Source organism: Aeromonas sp. DSM 116730 (assembly GCF_046581335.1).
GTDB classification, from domain to species: Bacteria; Pseudomonadota; Gammaproteobacteria; order Enterobacterales; family Aeromonadaceae; genus Aeromonas; species Aeromonas rivipollensis.
The window spans coordinates 1,967,266-1,985,816 of the sequence record NZ_CP144265.1 but is presented as its reverse complement, the minus strand read 5'-3'; the positions used below and the strand labels follow the sequence as shown (position 1 = coordinate 1,985,816).

Genomic DNA, 18,551 nt, shown 5'->3' with positions numbered 1-18,551 from the left:
CTGGCAGCGGAATGAAAACGCCTCCCATCGGGAGGCGTTTTTGTTGGCGATCTTGCTGCCTTATTGCTTGTCCACCAAGGCACCGTATGGGGCTGACGCTGGATTGGCCTGTGCCAGCAGGAAATCCCGCAGCGCCCGGTTGGCCATGGAGAGAGGATCCCCCCGCCGCCAGGCCACGCAGAGATCGAGGAAGATGGGCGGAGCAAAGGGGATGCCGCAAAGCGCCGTCTCCTCCTCCAGCGCCATGCGCAGGAAGGTGGTCACGGCGAACCCCTGTCTCACCACCGCCTTGAGCAGGGGGATGAGGTTGCTCTCGAAGCCGATGTTGGGCTCGATCCCCAAGCCCTGTGCCAGCGCCTCCATGTGCTCTCTGTGGTAGAAACCCCGCCGGAACATGGCGAGCTCCTGGCTGAAGAATTGCGGCAGCGAGACGGCGCCGGCCCCGCGCAGGGGATGCTCCTCCCCCACCACCATCAGCATCTCCTCGCGCAGCAGCTGGGCCCCCTCGAGGGCAGGCGGCAGATCGCTGGTGATAAGGATGGCCAGATCCAGGCTGCCGTCCACCATGCGACTGAGCAGCTCGCGGGTGCCAGCTTCCTCCACCCGGATCTTCAAACCGGGGTAGCTATGCTTGAAGGCCATCAGGATCGGCGGGAAGTAATAGGAGCCCATCATGTAGGGAATGCCGATGCGCACCTCCCCCCGCTCCAGTCCCTTGAGCTCGGCCATCTCCGCCTCTGCTTGGTGCATCTGCAGCAGCAGCCGCTCGGCATGACGGCAGAGCACCTCCCCCTCCGGGGTGAGCCGCACGCTGCGATCCTGCCTGTCGAACAGACGCAACTCGAGCTGTTGCTCCAGCTTGGCGATGGCCATGCTGACGGCCGGTTGCGCCACGTGCAGGACCTGGGCGGCCTTGGTGAAGGAGCCCGTGTCCCGCACCGCCAGCAGGTAACCGAGCTGTTTCAGATCCATATCAATTCCATTTATCAGACTGATAACTTAAATATATTATATTTATATAGAGCGACCCACTACTCTGCACAAAAGTCGTCGGGACAACTCCATATGATCGAAGTAGGCAGTCGCGAATGGATACGCGCCACCCTGGCCCTCAGCCTGGGCTCCTTCTTGGTATTTCTCAATCTCTATCAGACCCATCCCCTGCTGCCCCTGCTGGCACAGGTGTTCTCCGTCAGCTCCCTGTCGGCGGGATGGACCCTGGCGGGCTGCACCGCCGGGCTCGCGGGATCGCTGCTCATCTGCGCCCGCCTGGCGGACAGGTTCGGGCGACGCCGGATCATGCTGTGGACCTTGACCTGCGCCATACTGCTTTCCCTGTGCATTCCCTGGGTGACCCGCTTCGATCTGCTGGTGTGCCTGCGCATGCTGCAGGGGGCGCTCCTGGCCGGGCTGCCTGCCACCGCCATCGCCTACATGGGAGAAGAGTTCAGCAAACGCGCCCTGCTCTCGGCGGTGGGGGTCTATATCGCCGCCAACTCCCTCGGCGGCATCGCCGGCCGGGTGGTCGGCGGCCTGCTGGCGGGCTGGTTTGGCGACTGGCAACATACCTTCCTCGGGATCGGGCTCATCAGTCTCGCCCTGCTGCCGCTGGTCATCTGGTTGCTACCCGCCCAGACCCGTTTCGTGGCCGTGGTAGCGGCGCCCGGACAACTGCGCGGGGCCATCCAGAGCCACCTCGGCAACCCCTTGCTGCTGGGGGCCTATCTCATCGGCGGGCTCAACTTCATGGTGTTCCTGAACCAGTACAGCTACCTTACCTTCCTGCTGGCCAAGGCCCCCTTCTCCCTGCCGACCCAGTGGCTCGGCATGCTGTTTCTGACCTACCTCACCGGCACCCTCGCCTCCTCCCTGAGCGGCCGCTGTGCCCATCGCTTTGGGGCGCAGCGCCTGCTGCTGGCGGGGATCGCCCTGATGGCCCTTGGCAGTCTCGCCCTGCTGCAGGGGACCCTTGCCGCCATCATAGGTGGGCTGCTGGTCTCGAGTTTCGGCTTCTTCCTCGCCCACGCCTGCGCCAGCGCCTGGGTCGGCCAGCATGTGGAGCACAACAGGGCGCTCGCCTCGTCGCTCTATCTGGTGGGGTATTATCTGGGGGCCAGTCTGGGGGGGCTTTACTTGCATCCCTTCTGGGAGCGGGGGGGCCTCTGGGGATTGGTGCTCGGCATCGAGCTGGTGCTCTGCGTCACCGCCGCCTTGAGCCTCTGGCTCGGTCATCTCAAGGGGCGCACAGTGCCGCCCCTCTCCTCTCACGCCTCGTCACGCCAATGACGGGGCCCTCGACTCACAAACTGTCGTAATAGTCTGCCGGCACCGGCACCACGGCGCCTGTGTGCAGCTCCTCGTCGATCACCTCGCTCAGAGGGCGCAGATGAAACTTGATTTGCCCCGAAGGCAGCATCATCCCCACATCCGGGTTGCGCCCGTCGCCCATGTTGGCTGTCTTGAACGCAAGCCCGGGATGCGCGGCCACCAGCGCCGGCAGTGAGGGCACCACCAGCTCTATGTGCTCCAGCCCCGCCTGATGGGCACGGCCCGCCTTGGGGGCGGCCAGCTCGATGCAGGGGACAGTGACCTGTTGCCAGCAGACGGGCTGATGCAGGCGATAGGTGGCGATGGGGCGGCCCCCGATCATCCCCTCCACCAGCAGCACCCCATGGCGCGCCAGCGTCTCTTTCAGGGCCAGGTATTCCGGCAAGCTGGCGGCGCGGTAGCAGAGATGATCTACCACAGGGGCGTCGCACTCCCCCATGAGGGCGTGCATTTCAGTGAGCAGTTGGCAAACGAATGGGGCCATGGGCCCCAGCGTGGTATCCAGTGGATGAGACATGATCACCATTTCTTCTTGGGTTGGAACAGGACATCGAGCTCGTCCGCTTCTTTGTCCTTGATGTTTTGCAGCTCCTTCTCGCTGTGCTGCTGCAGATGCTCTTCCAGCTGGCGCATCCCCTGGCGCATGTCCTCTTCCCGCGCCAGCAGGTAAGGGTCCTTGTCGGAGACATTGGCCAGGGCGCCGAGCCCCTTGGTATAGAGCTGACGGCAGGTGCCGTACTGCCCCTGGATCTGGGCATCCATGGCCCGCTTGATCAGGTTGGCGATGTTGATCTTGAGCTGCATCAGCTCGAGGCGGCGATCCTCCTGGGCGAACCCCTGAGGATCTATCTTGCCCTTGTTGTGCTCGACCCGCAGCACGGCCCGCATCTTCTTGGCCAGCTGCAGCATCTGGATCGCCTGACGGTCGGACTCCGGGGTCTTGAAGTGCCCCTCGTCCTGACTGCTGTAGTTCTCCTGCACATTCTTGATCTGGGTCTGGACGTCGATGATGCGCTGCTTGACCTGGGGATTCGGCATGACCTGCACTATGGCGCGGTAGGCATCCAGGATCCTGTGTTGCAGCAGCAGCACCATGTTCTTGGAGAAGGGCACCAGGTTGACGTTCAACAGCACCTCCTCCGTCTCGTCCGCCACGGCCTTGTGGCGGGCGATGGCCTGGCGCTTGTCGGCTTCCGCTTTCTGTTTGTATTGCTGCACCACGTTATAGGCGATGACCAGAAACAGGAGTGCGCCAATCGACAGCAATATCAAGGTTAAAATCATAGGGTATTCACACTCCTGTCCCAATCCAATTGCGTGATCCTACAACAGCTTACCCGCATAGGGTAGCGCCCAGATCGCACCTTGCCTCACAACAACGCAAGGGAGCCGCGGCGATGGCGATGGCCGGGGCCTCATGCTCCATATCGCCCGCCGCCCCCATTACTTGAGGCAAAACCCCTTCGACTGGAGGAAGCCCAGCATGAAGGGACGCGCCTCCTTGCCGAGGATGGCCTTGATCTGTCCGCTCCAGGTCTGCACCTTGTTGTTGCTGCTGCGGGCCAGGTAGTAGTCGTGGATTTGGCTGTCGTATTGCGCCAGCAGGGCGCGATCGAGTGTCTCTGGATAGCGATTCTCGTGCACCACCAGCGCGCGGGGCAGCCTGGGCTTCTGCTCCGGCTGCTGGGCGGGATGACCCAGGCAGAGGCCGAACAGCGGGATCACCTGATGGGGCAGCCCCAGCAGCTCACTCACCGCCGCCGGGTTGTTGCGAATGCCGCCGATGTAGACGCCGCCAAGGCCCAGGGACTGGGCCGCCAGCAGGGCATTCTGGGCCATCAGGGCCCCGTCGATGGCGCCTATCATGAGCTGCTCCACGAAGCCGGTCTGGGCCTCCTGCACTATCTGGCTGTGACGTTGATAGTCGGCGCAAAACAGCAGGAACTCCGCCGCCTCGGCCACGTAGGCCTGGTGCCCGGCCAGCTCGGCCAGGGTGGCGCGCAGCCCCTTGTCGGTCACCCGGATGAGGCTGTTTGCCTGCAGGAAGCTGGAGCTGGAGGCGCTCTGGGCGGCGCTCAGTATCTGATCGAGTTGCGAGGCGCTGATGGGCTCAGGGGTGAACTGACGAATGGAGCGATGGGAAAGGATGAGATCTATGGTCGGGTTCATGGTGCCTCCAAAATGAAGGTCACACTGTACCCAAAAAAAGCGAGGGGCCCAAGGCCCCTCGTCGCCCTCAGGGGGCAGGATACACATAGGGGGCCTGCAGCCCTAGCGGGAAGCCGAGCGCCCAGTAGAGCAGCAGGAAGCAGGTCCAGCTCACCAGGAAGGCCAGGGAGTAGGGCAGCATCATGGAGACCAGGGTGCCTATCCCGGTGCTCTTCACATACTGCTGGCAATAGACCACCACCAGAGGGAAGAAGACCATCAGCGGGGTGATGATGTTGGAGGCGGAATCCCCCACCCGATAGGCGGCCTGGGTCAGCTCGGGGGAGATCCCCACCGCCATCAGCATGGGCACCAGGATGGGGCTGATGAGGGCCCACTTGGCCGAGGCCGAGCCCACCACCAGGTTGACGCTGGCGGTGAGCAGTATCATGCCGACTATGGTCACTTCGCCCGGCAGCGCCAGGGCGTGGAGCACCTCGGCGCCGGAAAGGGCCAGCAGGGTCCCCAGGTTGGAGTCACCGAACGCCTTGATGAAGAGGGCACAGAAGAAGGCCATCACCATGTAGGAGCCCATCTTGTTCATGGTGGCCGACATGGCATCGATCACGTCCTTGCCGCTCTTGAAGCTCCCCGCCACGAAGCCGTAGACGATGCCGGGCAGGATGAAGAGCAGGAAGATGAGGGGCACTATGGACTTCATCACGGGTGCCGCGAAGGTGGTGAGCGATCCATCCGGTGCCCGCATCGGCGAGTCGTCCGGGGACAGGGCCAGCCCCAGCAGCACCACGGCCGCCAGCATGGCAAACCCGGCCCAGTTGAAGGCCCGGCTCTCCTGCGCGCTGTAGCGCCCCATCTCGTCGGCACTCTCCAGATCCTCGTTGAGGGGCACCTGCTTGAGGCGCGGCTCCACTATCTTCTCGGTGACAAACCAGCCCACGCAGATGATCAGCAGGGAGGAGGCGCCGGTGAAGATGATGTTGCACAGGGTGTTGACCATGTAATCGGGGTCTAGCAGCTGGGCCGCCGACTGGGTGAAACCCTGCAACAGGGCATCACCGCCCGAGGGGAGGAAGTTGGCGGCAAAGCCACCGGAGACCCCGGCAAAGGCCGCGGCTATCCCGGCCAGCGGGTGGCGCCCGGCGGCGTGGAAGATGATGCCACCGATGGGGATGACCAGCACATAACCCGCATCGGCCGCCGTATGACTGACGATGGCCACCAGGATCAGCATGGGCGTCAGGAAACGGGCGGGGGTGACTTTCAGCAGTTTCTTCAGGCCGGTGTTGATGAAGCCGGACTGCTCGGCCACCCCGACCCCCAGCATGGCCACCAGCACTATGCCGAGCGGCGCAAAGCCGGTGAAGGTGGTGACCATGCTGGCGAGAAACTCGGCCAACCCTGCCCCGGTCAACAGGTTGTTGACCACCACGGCCTCCCCGGTTCGGGGGTTGACCAGATCGAAGGAGAACTGGGAGCCTATCCAGGAGCCGACCCAGACGATCAGCAAGGCATAGAGGAACAACATGGCGGGATCCGGCAGCTTGTTGCCCGCCTTCTCGACCCCGTTCAGGAAGCGGTTCAACCAGCCATTGGGACTGGCCTGACGCTCGTTCACTGCGGCTTGACTCATTATGGTGATACTCCATTACCAAGGAATGAGCGCGCATACTAGCGATAACGTCTAATGAATCCCATGATATGAGACAAAAATTCGATTAATTATGTTTAATTTGGCATGTCGCGCTCCTGAAATGGGACATGCCGCACATTGTCAGCGGCGGGATCAGCCGCCGATCAGCGGATAGTGACCAAGCTTGCACCGGATCCCGAAGCCTGCCGCCGCCACTTCCTCCGGGGTCATGGGGGGGCTGAACAGGAACCCCTGGAAGACGTGACAGCCCTGGGCCCGCAGGGCCGCCAGTTCGTGCTCGTCCTCCACCCCTTCCGCCAGGATCCCGAGCCCCAGACTGGTGGCCATGGCCACGGTGGCCCGGATCACCGGCAGGTTCAGCCCCACCACGAAGGAGCGATCCAGCTTGATGGTGTCGATGGGCAGACGGTTGAGATAGGCGAGCGACGAGTAGCCGGTACCAAAATCGTCGATGGCGATCTTGATCCCCTGCTCGCTCAGGGCGTCGAGGATCTCGATGCAGCCCTTCATGTCCAGCATCAGCACGGTTTCGGTCAGCTCCAGCGTCAGCAGGCCCGCCTCGACCCCGGACTCCCTGAGCTGCTGCGCCACCTGCCCCGGCAGGGAGGCGGAGAGCTGGAAGCCGGAGAGGTTGACCGACACTGGCACCCGCACCTGCCATTGGCGCTGCCACTCCCCCATCTGGGCCAAGGCGGTGGCGAGCACCCAGCTCCCTATTTCACGAATGAGCCCCATCTCTTCGGCCAGCGGAATGAACTCCGCCGGCGAGACGTGTCCGAGCACGGGGTTGTACCAGCGCAGCAGGGCCTCCAGACCGATGAGCTTGCCCTGGGCCACATCCACCTGGGGCTGATAGCGCAGGCTCAGCTCCCCCCGGCCGACGGCCTTGGCCAGAAACTGCTTCAGGGTCAGCTTGCGGTGCAGGCTCTGCTGCATGCTGGGGGTGAAGCGCTGCCAGCGCAGGCGCCCCATCTGCTTGGCCTGGTACATGGCCATGTCGGCACGGGTGATGAGGTTGTCCCCGTCGTCCGCGTCGTCCGGATAGATGGCGATGCCGATGCTGCCGCCTATGGTGACCTCGGGCACCCCGCTCAGCTGCAGTGGCTTGCTCATCTGGGAGAGCATGAGATCCGCCACCTCCTGCGCCCGCTCGCTGGCCTGACTGAGGGGCACCAGGGCGGTGAACTCGTCCCCGCCGAGGCGCGCCAGCTCCACATCCCGCGGGCAGATCTGCTTGAGCCGGCCGGCCACCCGCTCCAGCAGGCGATCCCCCGCCTTGTGGCCATAGTTGTCATTGACCAGCTTGAAGTTGTCCAGATCCATGAACACCAGGGCAAAGCGCCCCCCCAGGCCGCAATAGGCCTCGAGGGACTTCATCAGGCCATAGCGATTGAGCAGGCCGGTGAGGGAGTCGTGCCAGGCCAGGTGACGGTGTTCGAGCTCCTCGAGCTTGCGATCGGTGATGTCCCGCATGGTCAGCAAGATCCGCGCACCCTGCTGGATGTGGCGGAACTGATACTGGAACCAGCGCATCCCCTTCTGGGTCCGGCACTCCCCCTCGGCCACCACCTCCCCCACCCGGGAGAGCCGGGTGTAGAAGGCCTCGTCGTCACCGGAGAAGACCTGGGCCAGCCGGGTGATGCCGGTGCCGAAGCACATGTCGAAGTGGTGGTTGCCGCTCTCGAGGGCCCCCTCGTTGTCGAACAGGCAGGCCAGGGTATCGCCGGTGGCGAGGGAGGACTCCTGATAGAGGGTATCGGCATCGATGACAGCCTCCGTCATCATCATCTGGCGCCCGGCGAGCTGGATCCCGGAGAGGCGCAGATAGACCTGCTTCTTGACCCCCTTGGGGGAGAGGGTCCACCACTCGTTGTAACTGCGATCCTGTTGAAAATCACCGAGATAACGCTGCAACAGCAGATCGATGGCGGCGGCCATGTCGGCCGAGAAGTCGCGGGATTGCAGCTCGGCCAGGGAGCTCGCCTCCCACAACCCCAGGGCGGAGCCATTGGCCCAGTAAATGTGGTGACGCTGGATGTCATAGACCCAGATGGGCGTATGGAGCACGTCCATCGCGGTAAGCAGGCGTTCGTCTAGCGTATTCATGTTGCGTGATGATTCATGCTGAAAGCTCATGGCAGAACCAGCCTGGACCCGTCTTTGGCAAACGCGTCCGTGCTGGTACAAAATCCGTTCCGACCCATAATCTGGAAACAGGCAGGTGAAAAAGGGCCGAAATCATATGAAAACGCTACATGTGATCCCCATGGTCAGAAGAAATGGGCTCACACTGGTATTGTTGGGCATGGTCATAACCATTGCTATGATTTTTATACTTTTTTTCTTTCCTGAACAACTACTAATGCCGGTCATCTTCCTCCTGCTGACTGGTCTGATGACAATTCTTGTCGGGGCGCTGAAACTGGCTGAGCCTCATTTTAGTCTCTCCCTGTGTCAGGATTGTCTGCAATATCACCATAAGTACGGTGGCTGGATCCTGAAATGGAGAAATATTCAGCGAATTGATCAGCCACGTATCCATTTAGGGTGGGATCTGGTGCCCCTGCCCTACATTGGCTTGAAGATTAAGGATTACGACGATTTCTTGACGCTGATCACACCCAGACTGGCCGTTCGCCTGCTGACCGAGCAGCGCGCCGTGCTGTTGCAGGCCATCAGCAGCGAGCGCCCCGACTGCCTCACCGGAGGCTGCGGCAGCGGGCTGCTGGGCGAGGGGCTGCTGGAGGAGAGCCGCTTTCGCTCCCCCTCAGGCCAGCAATACGATGGGGTGATCGCCATGCTGGGCAACCGCATGGCCAGACTGCGGGATCTGCTGGGCTATGATCTCCTGGTGCCTGACAACAGCCTGGACCGGCCCCCCGCCGACTTCGTCCATTTGCTCAATCAGTACCAGCGCGAGTCGAATCTAATCCAGATCAATTAAACGCCGGATTGCGCTTGCCAAGCCTGGCGACTCTTCATAAGGTCACGGGCTTGTTACAAACACCCCCTAAGCCGCTTATGAAGTACATCGAAGAGTTCTATCTGTTCGTCAAGGTGGTGCAAGAGGGCGGTTTCTCCCACGCCGCCGCCGCGCTGGGCATGCCGACCGGCACCATCAGTCGACGCATTTCACAACTGGAAGAACAGCTCGGGTGCGCCTTGCTGCACAGATCCACCCGCAAGCTGCGCCTCACCGACGAGGGGCTGCGCTATTACGAGCGCCTGTGCACGCCGCTGGCCGAAATCGAGCAGGCGACCGGCGAGATCCAGGGCCAGGAGAGGGACATCAGCGGCCTCATCCGCCTCGCCGCGCCCATCGCCCTCTCCAATACCATACTGGTCGACATGCTGGCTGACTTCGGTCTGCGCTATCCCGGGGTGCAGTTCGACATCAGCCAGACCAACGACCACGCCCCCCTCTGTGATCAGGACAGGGATCTGGTGTTTTTCAACGGCGAGCTCTCCCAGACCCTGCCCAATGCCCTCTGCCTCGGTCACATCGAGTACGGCCTGTTTGCCTCCCCTCTCTATCTGGAGAAGATGGGCATCCCCTCCCACCCGGCCCAGCTGGAAGAGCACGATCTCATCTACTGCTGGCCCCACCAGCACTGGCAGTTGAGCGGGCGGGACCAGCAGACGGTGCAGGTCAAGCGGACACCGCGCCTGAACGTCAACCAGACTCAGGCTGCCGTGCGGGCAGCCCGGCGCCACCTCGGCATCGTCAATGCCCCCCTGCACTATGTGCACCCCTTCCTGCAAGACGAGCAACTGGTCGCCGTGCTGCCGGACTGGCAGTCGGGCAAGCGCCCCTTCTACATGCTCCATTGCCAGCCCCAGTTCACCCCGTTGCGTGTTAAGATGTTTGCCGATTTCGTCGAGAAATACTCCGCACGCTATCGCCATCATCAGCGGGACGATCAATTTTTGCCGGCCATGCCGCTGCCCGTTGCATCTGACGGTTGATCGCCCACACTTAGCGCAATCCTCGTTGCACAGGTCGGCTAACACTATGAATGTATTGATATGTGATGACTCGGGGTTCGCTCGCAAGCAGTTGATGCGCGCCCTGCCTGCCGGCTGGAATGTCACCCTGCATCAGGCCGCTGACGGCCTGGAAGGGGTTGAGCAGATCCTGATGGGTCACGGCGATCTGACCTTTCTCGATCTGACCATGCCAGAGATGGACGGCTATGGCGTGCTGGAGACCCTCAAGCGCGAGGGGCTGCGCAGCAAGGTGATTGTGGTCTCCGGCGACATCCAGCCGGAAGCCCACGCCCGCGTCATGGCCCTCGGGGCCCTCGATTTCATCAAGAAACCGGCCTCACCGGAGAGCCTGCTCGCGCTGCTCAGCCGCCACGGCTTGTGGCAAGCGGCGCCCCACCCGGCCGCCGCACCCGCCCTTGCCACCGCCGGTCACGCCCCCCTCGAGAGCACCATCCAGTTCACCCCCGAGCTGCGGGATGTCTATCAGGAGCTCGCCAACGTCGCCATGGGCCAGGGGGCCGATCTGCTGGCTCGCCTGCTGGATGCCTTCGTGCTGCTGCCCATCCCCAACGTCAACGTGCTGGAGGTCTCCGAGCTGCACATGGCCCTCTCGGCCGCCGCCGAGTCGGATACCCTCTCCGCCGTCTGCCAGGGCTTCATCGGGGCCGGCATTGCCGGCGAGGCGCTCCTGCTGTTTCACGATGCCAGCTTCCAGGATCTGGCACGCCTGATGAACCATCAGGGGGTGCTGGATCACAACGCCGAGCTGGAACTGCTGATGGATACCGCCAACGTCTTGATCGGGGCCTTCCTGCGCGGCTATGCCAACCAGCTCGACACCCCCTTCAGCCAGGGCCATCCCGTGGTGCTCGGTCAGCACAGGCCCATTAGGGATCTCATTCGCACCAACCAGAGCCGCTGGCGCCGCACCCTGGCCATCGAGATCAACTACCGGGTGCAGGGGTATGCGGTGCAGTGCGACCTGCTGCTGCTGTTCACCGAAGACTCCATCGCCACCATGAACAACAAGATCATGCATATGCTCTAGCGGTGTGATCCCATCGCCAGCATCAATAACAAGTTCATGCACATGCTCTAGCGATTGGATCCCGTCGCCAGCATCAACAACACAGACTCAGGCACCAGGAGTGACCATGGAAATCCGGGAATTTCATTGGCTGATGAACATAGTCCAGAACCTGGACGTGGGGCTGGTCGTGCTCGACAAGGGCTACCGGGTTCAGGTATGGAACGGCTTCATGGAGAGCCACAGCGGCCGACTGGCCGGCGAGGTGCGCGATCAGGTGCTGTTCGATCTCTTCCCCGACGTGGACCGCGCCTGGCTGGAACGCAAGGCGAACATGGTGTTCAAGCTCAACAACCGCGCCTTCAGCACCTGGGAGCAGCGCCCCTATCTGCTGCGCTTCTCCAACTATCGCCCCATCACGGGTTCGGCACCCCACATGTACCAGAACCTGACCCTGGTGCCCCTGGCCGATTTTGGCGGTGAGGTCACCCATCTGGCCATCATGATCTACGACGCCACCGACGAGGCCATGCTGATCACGGGCCAGCGCCAGGGGTGATTCTTCGGCACAGAGACACAAGAAGGGCGCCATCAGGCGCCCTTCTTCGCGTCATGCCGATCAGACTCAGCCGTTCAGAAACTCGGTGAAGGCATCTATCACCTCGTCGATGTCGTCATCGGTGATCTGCAGATGGGTCACCAGCCTCAGCTCCCCATAGCCGGAGAAGAGGATGCCGCGCTCCTTCATGAAGCCGAGCAAGGTGGCGGGATCCCCCTGAGTCAAGCGCAGGAACACCATGTTGGTCTGCACCTCTTCCATATTGAGCGCTATGCCGGGCAAGGGGGCCAACCCCTCAGCCAGGCGTCTGGCGCGGCGATGATCGTCCGCCAGCCGGGTGACGTGCTGATCCAGGGCGAACAGGGCGGCCTGGGCCAGGATCCCCCCCTGACGCATGCCGCCCCCCAGCATCTTGCGCAGCCGTCTGGCCCGCGCGATGAAGCCATGGGAGCCCACCAGCAGTGAACCGACCGGCGCCCCCAATCCCTTGGAGAGGCAGACGGAGATGCTGTCGAAGGGGGCCGCTATCGCCGCGACCGGCTCGCCGCTCGCCACCACCGCATTGAAGAGGCGGGCCCCGTCCAGGTGCAGCAGCAAGCCATGCTCATCCACAAAGTCGCGCATCTCGCGCAGGTAATGCAGCGGCAGCACCTTGCCATTATGGGTATTTTCAAGGCACACCAGCCGGGTCTGGACGAAGTGGGCGTCATCGGGAGCTATGACGGCCCGCACGTCGCTCAGGGCCAGGGTACCGTCGGCCTGCATGGGGACAGACTGCAGGGCCACCGAGCCCAGCACGGCAGAGCCCTGCGCCTCGTAGCGATAGATGTGGGAGGCAGAGCCCAGCACGGCCCCTTCCCCGCGCTGGCAGTGGCTCATCATCGCCAGCAGGTTGGACATGGTGCCGGATGGCACGAACAGGGCCGCCTCTTTGCCCAGCAGCTCGGCACCTTTGTGCTCGAGCGCATTGATGCTGGGATCTTCCCCGTAGACATCATCTCCCACCTCGGCGTGCAGCATGCTCTGGCGCATGGCTTCCGTGGGTTGGGTCACGGTATCACTTCGTAAATCGATATAGCGCATGTCATCCTCCTGATGCAGGAGCATGACATTAACCAGCCGGCATCATGCTGGCAAGGGATGGGGGGCGGGAATGTGAGCCCGGCGGCTCACCAGGGCAGCGGCTGGCCGCGCAAGTCCACGAAGCGGCCGGAGTGCGCCAGGGTCAGCGAGGCCAGGAGATCCAGCAACTGCGGTGCCACCAGGGCGGGATCCTGCAACAGGGCCGGGTCAAGACCCTGCCGGAAGGGTTGCTGCATGGGGGTATCCATGAGCCCGGGGTGAACCGTGATGACCCCGGCGCCGGGGAAGCGCTCGGCCCACTCGGCGGCCAGGATCCTGGCCCCCATGTTGAGGGCCGCCTTGCTCATCCGGTAGCTGTAGCGCCCGACGGCCTCCAGGTTGCCCGTCCCCAGGCTGCCCGCCAGATCCGAGAGAGAGCAGAGCCACAGCCGGCTCTCGGGTGTCATGAGCCGGCTCAGGCTGGCACCCAGGGCCAGGTGGGGCCAGGCATTGGCCTGCAGGCTCTCCCCAAGCCACTGGGGGCTCACCTCCTCCACCCGCCGCTCCGGCATGTGGTTGAGATCGTGCAGCAGACCTATGGTGTTGATCACCACCCTCGGCAATGTGGTGGCGTCATAGAGGGTGAACAGGGCCTCGAAGGAGAGCGGGTCCACTTCCTGCAACGGGAAGTAGCAGGCGGGATCCAGCCCTTTTGGCAACTGCCTGCCCGCCAGCAACCACTCTTCGCCACGGCTGGCGAGTTCATGGGCCAGGGCCCCCCCCAATCCGCCACTGCCCAGGATCAGATAACTCATCTGCGTGTCCTTGGATTTGTCCATTGCTTAGAGGGTATCAGAAGAATGGCGCCCTGCCGGGGACCCCGGCGGCCTCAGGCCTCTGCCAGATGGCGGCCGAACTCCCGCGCCCGCGCCAGATCCAGAAAACCGTCCCCCTGCTTGTGGCTGCGCAGGAACTGGTAATAAGCGAGCAGGGTCACCAGATGCTGCTCGTCCGGCAGCGGCTGGCCGGGGAGCTTCTCCTGCACCAGCGCCCCTGCCGCCGCCAGCGCGTCCCTGTCCACCACCTCGGCCTGGCGATAGAGGTAACCGCAGCCGGTGGCGAGCCACTCCAGGGAGCAGTTGGCCCCCATGGCGATCTGGTTCGCCTTGCCAAGACCGGGCTCGGCCCCTTTCAGATACTTGCGGATCAGGGCCTCACTCAGCCCCACCTTGCGGGCGAAGGCGCTGACGCTGCCCTCCCCGATCAGGCTCTGCAGCCTGGCGGCAAATCCTTCCATCACAACTTCTCCATCGTCTTTTTGGCCCGTCTCTGCGCCCGGGCCCCTGTGTCGGTCAGAACCATAGTTCGAATTCGCGAGGGGGGCATTATTGCCTTGTCCGCCAGAAGAGACCAAGATGCTGGCAGCATTGATTCTGCCTTTATTTGTCCGTCTCTTTATCCGTAGAGGAGTCACCATGTCCGTATCCCGTCTTGCCCTGCACCATCAAGGCCCCACCTTCTCCCGCCTCATCATGGGCTACTGGCGCCTGATGGAGTGGCAACTCTCCCCGGCCGCCCTGCTGGATCTGATGAAATACCACCTGGATCTCGGGGTCACCACCATAGATCACGCCGACATCTACGGCGGTTACCAGTGCGAGGAGGCCTTCGGCCAGGCCCTGCGTCTGGAGCCCTCCCTGCGCAGCCGGATGGAGCTTGTCAGCAAGTGCGGCATCGCCCTCACCGCCAAGCCGGAACACGCCCTCAATCACTACAACACCAGCAAGGGCCACATCGTCGCCAGCGCCGAGGCTTCCTTGCAAAAGCTCGGCACCGATCACCTGGATCTGCTGCTGATCCACCGACCGGATCCCTTGATGAATGCCGACGAGGTGGCCGAGGCCTTCATCAGCCTCAAGCAGGCGGGCAAGATCAAGCACGCCGGTGTCTCCAACTTCACGCCCCACCAGTTCGCGCTGCTGCAATCCCGCCTGCCCTTCCCCCTGGTCACCAACCAGCTGGAGATCTCGCCGCTGCACCAGGAAGGAACGCTGGATGGCGCCCTGGATCAGTGCCAGCAACTGGGCATCAAACCCATGGCCTGGTCCTGCCTCGGTGGCGGACGGCTGTTCAACGATCCCGCCTATGCCCCGCTGCGGGCCGAGCTCGAGCAGATCCGCCATGAAGTGGGCGCTCAGCACATAGAGCAGGTGGTCTACGCCTGGGTGATGATGCTGCCGAGCCAGCCGCTGCCGCTCATCGGCTCGGGCAAGCGGGAGCGGATCGCCGGCGCCGTGGCGGCCGAGTCCATCCAGCTCAACCGCCAGCAGTGGTTCCGCATTCGCAAGGCCGCCCTGGGTTACGATGTGCCCTGATCCCGCCGGCCACTGAGCGCGAGGCAAACAAAAACGGCATGGATTGCTCCATGCCGTTTTTCGTTATCGAGACGATTCAACGATGGCGCTGGGGGCGACCACGAGGTGCATCTGTCTTCGGTTTGGCCTGGTTGACTGTGATGGTCCGGCCACCTATTTCGGTGCCGTGCAACTCGGCGATGGCCTTCTCGGCATCCCCGTTGACAGGCATTTCAATGAAGCCAAACCCCTTGGACTGACCGGTATCGCGATCGATGATGATATCGACCTTGTCTACCTGCCCAAATTGGCTGAACACATTTGTCAGTTCGTCGGCCGTCATCCGGTACGACAGATTACCTACGTAAATCTTCATGCCATCCACTCTCGATTCAAGGTGCCTTCTCTATGCATCCACCGACCTGGAGTAAGGGCACAACCCCCCTGCCGGACCAGCCATGGCATCATGCCGTGGCACTCCCTGCCTCGAGGCCCAAGTCGTTGATCTCTTGGACTATCGGAGCAGGAAAGATCAATTCGAATCAGAGGGAGTATCTGAGCTTTGCGATAAATTGTCGAGAAAATAGTCAGACTGGTTGCAGCACGGCCAACAAGCTGCTCAGGGCGCGGCGGCTGTGCCAGGCCCGTTTAAAACCAAAGCGATAGACTCCGGGGGCCACCTCATGGGTGCCTTCCCGGGTCAGCCCCAGCAAGGCGGTGGCGTCGGCCAGGGCCTCCCCATCCAGCCCCAGATCCAGGCTGAAGTCGAGCCACTGACCGTCGTGCCCCACCTTGCGATCCTGCTCTATGCCCACCAATGCCGCCCTCGGCAGGGCCAGGGCCCTGTCTTCGCCGCCGTTGAGCAGATAGAGGTGATGGTCGTCCCAGGCGAGCTCCGCCAACCGCCAGCGCTGCCAGTTGCGCGGCAACACCATCATCACCAGCACTATGCCGCCAAACACCAGACCGACCCAGGGCAGCAGCCCCATCTCGGGATACCCCAGCAAGAGCGCGGCCACCACAGTGCCCAGGCTCGCCAGCAACAGGCAGATCATGACCCCGTAGAAGCGCCGCGCCGGGGGCATCAGCCAGTTCACGCCCCCCCGCGATGCCAGTTCACTGACTCTCATTTCATCCTCCTCACATGATGGAAACGGCCCTGCCGTCCCGTGTTGGCCCGCATTGTGCGCGAGCCCGCCCATGGGTTGCAACCGGCGCGGCGGCGCGGATGACGACTGGCCGCCACTCTTGGTATGCTTGGGGCTGTCTGAGCCCGCCATCTTCAGGAGTCCCATGTTCGCCACTGCCCTGCTGTTCACCACCAGCGCCCTCTATGCAGAAGCCATCGGCGGCTACGCGGCCGGTTGTCTGAAAAACGGCGTATCCCTGCCGCTGACGGGACCCGGTTATCAGGTGATCCGCACCAAGCGGCTGCGCTATTACGGTCACCCCGATCTCATTCACTACTTGCAGGGCCTGGCCAACCAGACCAGGCTGGCCGGCATGCCGGATCTCTATATCGCCGATCTCGCCATGGCGCGGGGCGGCCCCTTCACCTCCGGCCATCGCAGCCACCAGACCGGCCTCGACGCCGACATCTGGTTCCGGATGGCAAACCGCCCCATCAGCAAATGGGAGCAGGACGCCCCCAAGGAGTGGGCGCTGATCGATGAGCCCAGCTACAAAATGCTGCCGGGGCGCTTTGGCCCCCAGCAGCTCAATCTGCTGCGCCTCGCCGCCAGCAAGCCCGAGGTGGCGCGCATCTTCGTCAACCCCGTCATCAAGGCCGAGGTGTGCAAACGGGCGGCCGATGAACCCTGGGTCGCCAAGCTGCGCCCCTGGGTCGGCCACTTCAGCCACTTCCACGTCAGGTTGCGCTGCCCGGCGAACAGCCCGGATTGCCAGCCCCAGGCCCCCATCCCACCCGGCAACGGTTGCGATGCCGAGCTGGCCTCCTGGCTCAAGGACAAGCCCCAGTTGCCCAAGGTCTCCATGAGCTACCGTGCCCCCGTCTTACCGAGGCGTTGTGAGGGTTGACCACAAGCTGCTATGGTGAGCCGATATCCGTCAGAAATTTCAATGGAGAACAACAAGATGGCCACTTCACTCCGGCACAGGGCCACCCAGTGCCTGCTGACTTTCACCCTGCTGCTGGGATTGACCGGGTGCGGCATGAACAACATCCCCACCCTGGATGAGCAGGTCAAGGCAAGCTGGGGCCAGGTCGAGAACCAGTACCAGCGCCGCGCCGATCTCATTCCCAACCTGGTGGCCACCGTCAAGGGCTACGCCAGCCACGAGCAGGAGACCCTGAAAGCGGTCACCGATGCCCGCGCCCGGGTCGGCAGCGTGCAGGTGAGCGACCCCTCCCAGCTCAAGGCCTTTGAAGCGGCCCAGGATCAGCTCTCCAGCGCCCTCTCCCGCCTGATGGTGGTGGTCGAGCGCTACCCGGATCTGAAAGCGGATCAGCAGTTCCTGACCCTGCAGGCCCAGCTGGAAGGCACCGAGAATCGCATCGCTGTGGCCAGGCGCGACTACATAGAGGCGGTACGCCAGTTCAACACCGAGATCCGCACCTTCCCGGGGGTCATCTGGTCCAAGCTGCTCTATTCGGATCTCGAGGCCAAACCCAGTTTCAGCGCCAAGCCCGGTGCCGATGAGGCGCCCAAGGTCAGCTTCCAATGACCATGATGTTGCGCGCGCTGCTCCCCTTGCTGCTGCTCTGGACGGCGGCGCTGCAAGCCGCGCCCACCTTTCCGGCCCTGAGCGGACGTGTGGTGGATGAGGCGGCCCTGATGTCCCGCAAACAGGCCCACCAGCTGACCCAGCAGCTGGCTGCCTTCGAGAAGCGCAGCGGCATCCAGCTGGTGGTGGTCTCCGTCGACAACCTCGATGGGGAGACCATAGAGGAGTACGGCTACCAGCTCGGTCGCCACTGGGGCATAGGCCAGAAGGGCAAGAACAACGGCGTGCTGCTGCTGATCGCCCAGGATGAGCGCAAGGTGCGCATAGAGGTGGGCTATGGCCTGGAGGGCGCCCTGCCCGATGCCATCGCCGCCAACATCATCCAGACCCGGATCCTGCCAGCCTTCAAGCGCGGCGACATGGTGGCCGGCGTGGTGGCCGGCAGCCAGAGCATCATGAAGGCACTCGCCGGAGAGTATCAGCCGGCCGAGCAGCCGAAGAGTGACAGCGGTGGCGGCCCCTGGCTGTTTATTCTGGTGGTGATTGCGATGATAGTGCTGCACAACCTGCGTGGTGGCGGCGGTGGGCCGGGGGGGCGACGTCGGGCGGCCTACATGGCCGGTGGATTTGGTGCCGGCTCCTTTGGTGGTCGCGGTGGCGGCGGATTCAGCGGTGGCGGCGGCAGCTTTGGCGGCGGCGGAGCCTCCGGTGGCTGGTAACAGGAGTAAA

General features: G+C 63.2%; 20 protein-coding genes. 9 read left to right on the top strand and 11 right to left on the bottom strand.

Annotation, left to right across the window (positions count from 1 at the left end; all coding sequences use genetic code 11):
- Positions 1 to 60: 60 nt before the first annotated feature.
- The gene (locus tag Aeroheme_RS09080) at positions 61 to 972 is read right to left on the bottom strand and encodes a LysR family transcriptional regulator (protein WP_411167126.1); all 912 of its coding nucleotides are present in this window, start codon (positions 970 to 972) and stop codon (positions 61 to 63) included.
- 93 nt (positions 973 to 1,065) lie between these two features.
- On the opposite strand from Aeroheme_RS09080, the gene Aeroheme_RS09075 reads away from it, so the two are divergent.
- Entirely contained in the window at positions 1,066 to 2,286 is a 1,221-nt protein-coding gene (locus tag Aeroheme_RS09075) for an MFS transporter (protein WP_411167125.1), read from the top strand.
- A gap of 13 nt (positions 2,287 to 2,299) precedes the next feature.
- Here the strand turns inward: Aeroheme_RS09075 and Aeroheme_RS09070 are convergent, their stop codons facing one another.
- From Aeroheme_RS09070 to Aeroheme_RS09050, 5 genes are all read right to left on the bottom strand, one after another.
- The gene (locus tag Aeroheme_RS09070) at positions 2,300 to 2,854 is read right to left on the bottom strand and encodes a VOC family protein (RefSeq protein ID WP_411167124.1); all 555 of its coding nucleotides are present in this window, start codon (positions 2,852 to 2,854) and stop codon (positions 2,300 to 2,302) included.
- Positions 2,848 to 3,612: a hypothetical protein gene (locus Aeroheme_RS09065; protein WP_042650272.1), complete on the bottom strand. Its 765-nt coding sequence runs from the start codon at positions 3,610 to 3,612 to the stop codon at positions 2,848 to 2,850. Before Aeroheme_RS09065 ends, Aeroheme_RS09070 begins: the two co-directional genes overlap by 7 nt.
- Before the next feature lie 159 nt (positions 3,613 to 3,771).
- Entirely contained in the window at positions 3,772 to 4,497 is a 726-nt protein-coding gene (gene nfsA, locus Aeroheme_RS09060) for an oxygen-insensitive NADPH nitroreductase (protein ID WP_411167123.1), read from the bottom strand.
- Positions 4,498 to 4,564: 67 nt separating this feature from the next.
- Entirely contained in the window at positions 4,565 to 6,127 is a 1,563-nt protein-coding gene (locus Aeroheme_RS09055) for an AbgT family transporter (protein ID WP_163157260.1), read from the bottom strand.
- Positions 6,128 to 6,280: 153 nt separating this feature from the next.
- Positions 6,281 to 8,221 (bottom strand): putative bifunctional diguanylate cyclase/phosphodiesterase, encoded by a 1,941-nt coding sequence (locus Aeroheme_RS09050; RefSeq protein WP_163157413.1) that lies wholly within the window; start codon positions 8,219 to 8,221, stop codon positions 6,281 to 6,283.
- A gap of 169 nt (positions 8,222 to 8,390) precedes the next feature.
- Here Aeroheme_RS09050 and Aeroheme_RS09045 point away from each other — a divergent pair, with 169 nt between their 5' ends.
- The 4 genes from Aeroheme_RS09045 to Aeroheme_RS09030 all read left to right on the top strand — a co-directional run bounded on the left by Aeroheme_RS09045 (position 8,391) and on the right by Aeroheme_RS09030 (position 11,721).
- A complete protein-coding gene (locus Aeroheme_RS09045; RefSeq protein WP_111913365.1) occupies positions 8,391 to 9,092 on the top strand; it encodes a DUF2982 domain-containing protein in 702 nt (233 codons plus the stop codon).
- Positions 9,093 to 9,169: 77 nt separating this feature from the next.
- The gene (locus Aeroheme_RS09040) at positions 9,170 to 10,114 is read left to right on the top strand and encodes a LysR family transcriptional regulator (RefSeq protein ID WP_106886601.1); all 945 of its coding nucleotides are present in this window, start codon (positions 9,170 to 9,172) and stop codon (positions 10,112 to 10,114) included.
- A gap of 46 nt (positions 10,115 to 10,160) precedes the next feature.
- On the top strand, positions 10,161 to 11,183 hold the full coding sequence (locus Aeroheme_RS09035) for a response regulator (RefSeq protein WP_411167122.1): 1,023 nt from the start codon (positions 10,161 to 10,163) through the stop codon (positions 11,181 to 11,183).
- 106 nt (positions 11,184 to 11,289) lie between these two features.
- Positions 11,290 to 11,721 (top strand): PAS domain-containing protein, encoded by a 432-nt coding sequence (locus tag Aeroheme_RS09030; protein ID WP_042650276.1) that lies wholly within the window; start codon positions 11,290 to 11,292, stop codon positions 11,719 to 11,721.
- Between the two features lie 66 nt (positions 11,722 to 11,787).
- Here the strand turns inward: Aeroheme_RS09030 and ltaE are convergent, their stop codons facing one another.
- The 3 genes from ltaE to Aeroheme_RS09015 form a co-directional block, all read right to left on the bottom strand.
- Entirely contained in the window at positions 11,788 to 12,804 is a 1,017-nt protein-coding gene (ltaE, locus tag Aeroheme_RS09025) for a low-specificity L-threonine aldolase (RefSeq protein WP_411167121.1), read from the bottom strand.
- Between the two features lie 86 nt (positions 12,805 to 12,890).
- The gene (locus Aeroheme_RS09020; protein WP_168235248.1) at positions 12,891 to 13,598 is read right to left on the bottom strand and encodes a short-chain dehydrogenase; all 708 of its coding nucleotides are present in this window, start codon (positions 13,596 to 13,598) and stop codon (positions 12,891 to 12,893) included.
- Positions 13,599 to 13,672: 74 nt separating this feature from the next.
- The gene (locus Aeroheme_RS09015; RefSeq protein WP_171276292.1) at positions 13,673 to 14,080 is read right to left on the bottom strand and encodes an XRE family transcriptional regulator; all 408 of its coding nucleotides are present in this window, start codon (positions 14,078 to 14,080) and stop codon (positions 13,673 to 13,675) included.
- A gap of 178 nt (positions 14,081 to 14,258) precedes the next feature.
- On the opposite strand from Aeroheme_RS09015, the gene Aeroheme_RS09010 reads away from it, so the two are divergent.
- Positions 14,259 to 15,158: an aldo/keto reductase family oxidoreductase gene (locus Aeroheme_RS09010; protein WP_411167120.1), complete on the top strand. Its 900-nt coding sequence runs from the start codon at positions 14,259 to 14,261 to the stop codon at positions 15,156 to 15,158.
- 76 nt (positions 15,159 to 15,234) lie between these two features.
- Here the strand turns inward: Aeroheme_RS09010 and Aeroheme_RS09005 are convergent, their stop codons facing one another.
- Both Aeroheme_RS09005 and Aeroheme_RS09000 read right to left on the bottom strand, forming a co-directional pair.
- On the bottom strand, positions 15,235 to 15,513 hold the full coding sequence (locus Aeroheme_RS09005; protein WP_081805676.1) for an RNA recognition motif domain-containing protein: 279 nt from the start codon (positions 15,511 to 15,513) through the stop codon (positions 15,235 to 15,237).
- A 211-nt stretch (positions 15,514 to 15,724) separates the two neighbouring features.
- Positions 15,725 to 16,267: a hypothetical protein gene (locus Aeroheme_RS09000; RefSeq protein ID WP_411167119.1), complete on the bottom strand. Its 543-nt coding sequence runs from the start codon at positions 16,265 to 16,267 to the stop codon at positions 15,725 to 15,727.
- Between the two features lie 163 nt (positions 16,268 to 16,430).
- Here Aeroheme_RS09000 and mepA point away from each other — a divergent pair, with 163 nt between their 5' ends.
- Genes mepA through Aeroheme_RS08985 form a run of 3 tightly spaced genes read left to right on the top strand, consistent with a single transcriptional unit; the run spans position 16,431 to position 18,541 of the window.
- A complete protein-coding gene (gene mepA, locus Aeroheme_RS08995) occupies positions 16,431 to 17,174 on the top strand; it encodes a penicillin-insensitive murein endopeptidase (protein ID WP_106886596.1) in 744 nt (247 codons plus the stop codon).
- A gap of 42 nt (positions 17,175 to 17,216) precedes the next feature.
- Positions 17,217 to 17,822 carry a LemA family protein gene (locus Aeroheme_RS08990; protein ID WP_162519308.1) on the top strand — a complete coding sequence of 202 codons (606 nt, stop codon included), beginning with the start codon at positions 17,217 to 17,219 and terminating at the stop codon, positions 17,820 to 17,822.
- A complete protein-coding gene (locus Aeroheme_RS08985; protein ID WP_411167118.1) occupies positions 17,819 to 18,541 on the top strand; it encodes a TPM domain-containing protein in 723 nt (240 codons plus the stop codon). The genes Aeroheme_RS08990 and Aeroheme_RS08985 overlap by 4 nt, the downstream gene beginning before the upstream one ends.
- Positions 18,542 to 18,551 lie beyond the last annotated feature (10 nt).